Annotated in this window: 2 tRNA genes and 3 rRNA genes; all 5 read left to right on the top strand. The window is 41.8% G+C overall.

Annotated elements, in window-relative coordinates:
* Nucleotides 1–146: 146 nt before the first annotated feature.
* Nucleotides 147–1,677: ribosomal RNA gene (locus ACHMP6_RS01635) — 16S ribosomal RNA — on the top strand.
* A 122-nt stretch (nt 1,678–1,799) separates the two neighbouring features.
* A tRNA-Ile gene (locus ACHMP6_RS01630) sits at nt 1,800–1,876 on the top strand.
* A 66-nt stretch (nt 1,877–1,942) separates the two neighbouring features.
* Nucleotides 1,943–4,802: ribosomal RNA gene (locus tag ACHMP6_RS01625) — 23S ribosomal RNA — on the top strand.
* 39 nt (nt 4,803–4,841) lie between these two features.
* A 5S ribosomal RNA gene (rrf, locus tag ACHMP6_RS01620) occupies nt 4,842–4,956 on the top strand.
* Together the 16S, 23S and 5S rRNA genes with 2 tRNA genes alongside form the textbook arrangement of a ribosomal RNA operon.
* Before the next feature lie 45 nt (nt 4,957–5,001).
* Nucleotides 5,002–5,076, top strand: a tRNA-Val gene (locus ACHMP6_RS01615).
* Nucleotides 5,077–5,104: the final 28 nt, after the last annotated feature.

Raw genomic sequence — 5,104 nt, 5'->3', positions numbered from 1 at the left:
TTTTTTATCTTAATTTTAATTCTTTGAAAACTGAAGATGATTTTTTTAATTAAAAAAATTAAAAATATTTTTTTGCGAAAATATACATTATAAAAATGTATTTTATTAAAATTAATTATCAAATATGAATTAATTTTACACTTTATTAAATTAAGAGTTTGATCCTGGCTCAGGATGAACGCTGGCGGCGTGCTTAATACATGCAAGTCGAACGGAAATCTTTTAGATTTTAGTGGCGAACGGGTGAGTAACACGTAAGCAACCTGCCTTTAAGACGAGAATAACAATTGGAAACAGTTGCTAAGGCTGGATAGGAAATAAAAAGGCATCTTTTTATTTTTAAAAGACCTTTTTCGGAAGGTATGCTTAAAGAGGGGCTTGCGTCACATTAGTTAGTTGGTAGGGTAAAGGCCTACCAAGACGATGATGTGTAGCTGGACTGAGAGGTTGAACAGCCACATTGGGACTGAGACACGGCCCAAACTCCTACGGGAGGCAGCAGTAGGGAATTTTCGGCAATGGAGGAAACTCTGACCGAGCAACGCCGCGTGAACGACGAAGTACTTCGGTATGTAAAGTTCTTTTATTGAAGAAGAAACAATAGTGGAAAAACTATCTTGACGTTATTCAATGAATAAGCCCCGGCTAACTATGTGCCAGCAGCCGCGGTAATACATAGGGGGCGAGCGTTATCCGGAATTATTGGGCGTAAAGGGTGCGTAGGCGGTTTAATAAGTCTCTAGTTTAATTTCAACGCTTAACGTTGTCCTGCTAGAGAAACTGTTTAACTAGAGTGAGATAGAGGTAAGCGGAATTCCATGTGTAGCGGTAAAATGTGTAAATATATGGAGGAACACCAGAGGCGTAGGCGGCTTACTGGGTCTTTACTGACGCTGATGCACGAAAGCGTGGGGAGCAAACAGGATTAGATACCCTGGTAGTCCACGCCGTAAACTATGAGTACTAAGTGTCGGGGTTAAACTCGGTACTGAAGTTAACACATTAAGTACTCCGCCTGAGTAGTACGTACGCAAGTATGAAACTTAAAGGAATTGACGGGATCCCGCACAAGCGGTGGATCATGTTGTTTAATTCGAAGATACACGAAAAACCTTACCAGGTCTTGACATACTCTGCAAAGCTATAGAAATATAGTGGAGGTTATCAGGGATACAGGTGGTGCATGGTTGTCGTCAGCTCGTGTCGTGAGATGTTAGGTTAAGTTCTAAAACGAGCGCAACCCCTGTCGTTAATTGCCAGCACGTTATGGTGGGGACTTTAGCGAGACTGCCAATGAAAAATTGGAGGAAGGTGGGGATTACGTCAAATCATCATGCCCCTTATGATCTGGGCTACAAACGTGATACAATGGCTATTACAAAGAGTAGCTGAAACGCGAGTTTTCGGCAAATCTCAAAAAAATAGTCTCAGTTCGGATTGAAGTCTGCAACTCGACTTCATGAAGTTGGAATCGCTAGTAATCGCGAATCAGCATGTCGCGGTGAATACGTTCTCGGGGTTTGTACACACCGCCCGTCAAACCACGAAAGTGGACAATACCCGAAAGCGACAGCCTAACTGCGTAAGCAGAGGGAATCGTCTAAGGTAGGGTCGATGATTGGGGTTAAGTCGTAACAAGGTATCCCTACCGGAAGGTGGGGATGGATCACCTCCTTTCTAAGGAAATTTTTTAAAATCATCATCTTCAGTTTTGAAAGACTTAAGTTAATTTAAAAAAATAAGTTTTTCGTTTTTTTCATTAGTTAATTCTTTTAATATAATATTCTTTAAGATTTTAAGGGCCTATAGCTCAGTTGGTTAGAGCACACGCCTGATAAGCGTGAGGTCGGTGGTTCAAGTCCATTTAGGCCCACCAGTCTAAATGTACTGAAAATCAAAAAAGTTCTTTGAAAAGTAGATAAACAACGTAAATTCTCAAAATAATGAAGAAAATAAGGGCGTACAGTGGATGCCTTGGCACTAAGAGCCGATGAAGGACGCAATTAACGGCGATACGTCATGGGTAATTGTAAATGAATGAAGATCCATGAATTTCCGAATGGGGCAACCTACTATAATAAACTTATAGTTTTTTTGATGTTAAAGTCAAAAAAGGGAACGCAGTGAACTGAAATATCTAAGTAACTGTAGGAAAAGAAAGTAACAACGATTCTGGTAGTAGCGACGAGCGAAACCGGAAGAGCCTGATACGAATTACTAGTTATAAAATTTTAAAAAACTCGAAGTTTTTGGAAAGAAACATCAAAGAAGGTGATAATCCTGTAGAGGTAATTTAAAATCTAGCGTATCAAAAAGTACGGCGAGACACGAGAAATCTTGTTGGAATATGGGAGGACCATCTCCTAAGGCTAAATACTCCTTAGTGACCGATAGTGAACTAGTACCGTGAGGGAAAGGTGAAAAGAACCCCGGGAGGGGAGTGAAATAGATCCTGAAACTGTATGCCTACAATTAGTCAGAGCTCGTTAATGAGTGATGGCTTGCCTTTTGCAGAATGAACCGGCGAGTTATGATATAGAGCAAGGTTAAGTTTTGAGGAACGTAGCCATAGCGAAAGCGAGTTTTAACAGAGCGTTTAGTTCTATGTCATAGACCCGAAACTGAAGTGAGCTAGCCATGAGCAGGTTGAAGTTTAGGTAAAACTAAATGGAGGACCGAACCAGGACACGTTGAAAAGTGTTTGGATGACTTGTGGCTAGGGGTGAAATTCCAATCGAACTCAGAGATAGCTGGTTCTCCCCGAAATAGCTTTAGGGCTAGCGTTGATTATATTTTTTTTGAAGGTAGAGCACTAAATGAGTGATGGTTCCACCTCGGGATACTGACCTCAATTAAACTCCGAATGTCATTAAAATAAAATCAGCAGTCAGACTTTGGGTGATAAGGTCCAAAGTCAAAAGGGAAAGAGCCCAGACCGTCAGCTAAGGTCCCTAAATTAATGTTAAGTGGAAAAGGAAGTAAAGATGTTTAGACAACTAGGAAGTTGGCTTAGAAGCAGCCATCTTTTAAAGAGTGCGTAATAGCTCACTAGTCAAATGACTTTGCACCGAAAATGTACCGGGGCTAAACATTATACCGAAGCTACGGATAAAAATATTTATAATATTTTATATGGTAGGGGAAGCGTTCTGATATCAGTGAAGCCATAGCGGAAGCAGTGGTGGAGAGATCAGAAGTGAGAATGCCGGTGTAAGTAACGAAAAGATAGGTGAGAATCCTATCCGTCGAAAACCCAAGGTTTCCAGGGGCAGGTTCGTCCTCCCTGGGTTAGTCAGGTCCTAAGATGAGGAAGAAATTCGTAGTCGATGGCAAGCAGGCTAAAATTCCTGCACTAAGAAAACAACTGATGGAGGGACAAAGAAGGATAAGCACACCTTTTATTGGATTAAGGTAGAAAAACCGAGTTTGAGAAAATAGGCAAATCCGTTTTCTTATTCCAAAAAATGAGGTTTGAAGGTAACGTGACTGATTTCATACTTTCAAGAAAAGCTTCTAGGGTTAATTGTTTTTTTACCTGTACCGTAAACCGACACAGGTGGGAAGGTAGAGTATACTAAGACGCGCGAGAAAACTCTTGTTAAGGAACTCGGCAAAATGACTCCGTAACTTAGGGATAAGGAGAGCTTTTATTTCAAAAGTAAAAGCCGCAGATAATAGGCCCAAGCGACTGTTTATCAAAAACATAGGTCTCTGCTAAACCGTGAGGTGATGTATAGGGGCTGATGCCTGCCCGGTGCTGGAAGATTAAAAGGAGATGTTCGGAAAACCAAAGCATTAAATTGAAGTCCCAGTGAACGGCGGCCGTAACTATAACGGTCCTAAGGTAGCGAAATTCCTTGTCGGGTAAATTCCGACCCGCACGAAAGGCATAACGATTTGGGCGCTGTCTCAACAAGAGTCTCGGTGAAATCAAATTACCGGTGAAAATGCCGGTTACCCGCGACAGGACGAAAAGACCCCATGGAGCTTTACTGCAACTTAATATTGAATTTGGAAAACTCATGTACAGAATAAGTGGGAGACTTTGAATTTAAAACGCTAGTTTTAAAGGAGTCGCCTTTGGGATACCACTCTTGGGTTTTTTAGCTTCTAACCTACACAAGTGTATTGTGAGGGACAGTGTTTGGTGGGCAGTTTGACTGGGGCGGTCGCCTCCTAAAGAGTAACGGAGGCGTTCATAAGGTTCCTTCGAAATGGTCGGAAATCATTTTGAGAGCGTAAAGGCAAAAAGGAGCTTGACTGCGAGACATACAAGTCGAGCAGGGACGAAAGTCGGACTTAGTGATCTTACGGTACCGCATGGAAGGGCCGTAACTCAACGGATAAAAGCTACCCTGGGGATAACAGGCTTATCGCTTCCGAGCGTTCACAGCGACGAAGCGGTTTGGCACCTCGATGTCGGCTCATCGCATCCTGGAGCTGGAGAAGGTTCCAAGGGTTGGGCTGTTCGCCCATTAAAGCGGAACGCGAGCTGGGTTCAGAACGTCGTGAGACAGTTCGGTCTCTATCCGTCGTGGGCGTTGGAAATTTGAAAGGAACTGTCCCTAGTATGAGAAGACCGGGATGGATATACCTCTGGTGTTTCAGTTGGTTCGCCAGAGCCACAGCTGAGTAGCTATGTATAGAAGGGATAAACACTGAAAGCATCTAAGTGTGAAGCCTCCCTTAAGATGAGATTTCCCTATGAGATCCCTGAAAGACTATCAGGTTGATAGGCTAGAAGTGTAAGAATAGTGATATTTTCAGCTTACTAGTACTAATAGATCCATTGACTTTATTTTTTGAGTAAAAAAACGTTTGTTTATCTAGTTTTGAAAGATCCTTGGTGATTTAGCTAAGGGGAAACACCTGTTCCCATTCCGAATACAGAAGTTAAGCCCTTACGCGCTAACAATAGTTTTTATTTATAAAAGCGAAGATAAGTTTTGCCAAGGTTTACTTTGAAAAAATAATTTATTTCTTTTTAATTTTTTTACAGACAGAGGATTAGCTCAGCGGGAGAGCATCTGCCTTACAAGCAGAAAGTCGGGGGTTCAAATCCCTCATCCTCTACCACAAATCCATATTATTTTTTTGTATAAAA

It is taken from the genome of Candidatus Phytoplasma palmae, from assembly GCF_046896035.1.
GTDB classification, from domain to species: Bacteria; Bacillota_I; Bacilli_A; order Acholeplasmatales; family Acholeplasmataceae; genus Phytoplasma; species Phytoplasma palmae.
The sequence above is the reverse complement of the archived record's forward strand: the minus strand, read 5'-3'. Positions and strand labels throughout refer to the sequence as shown.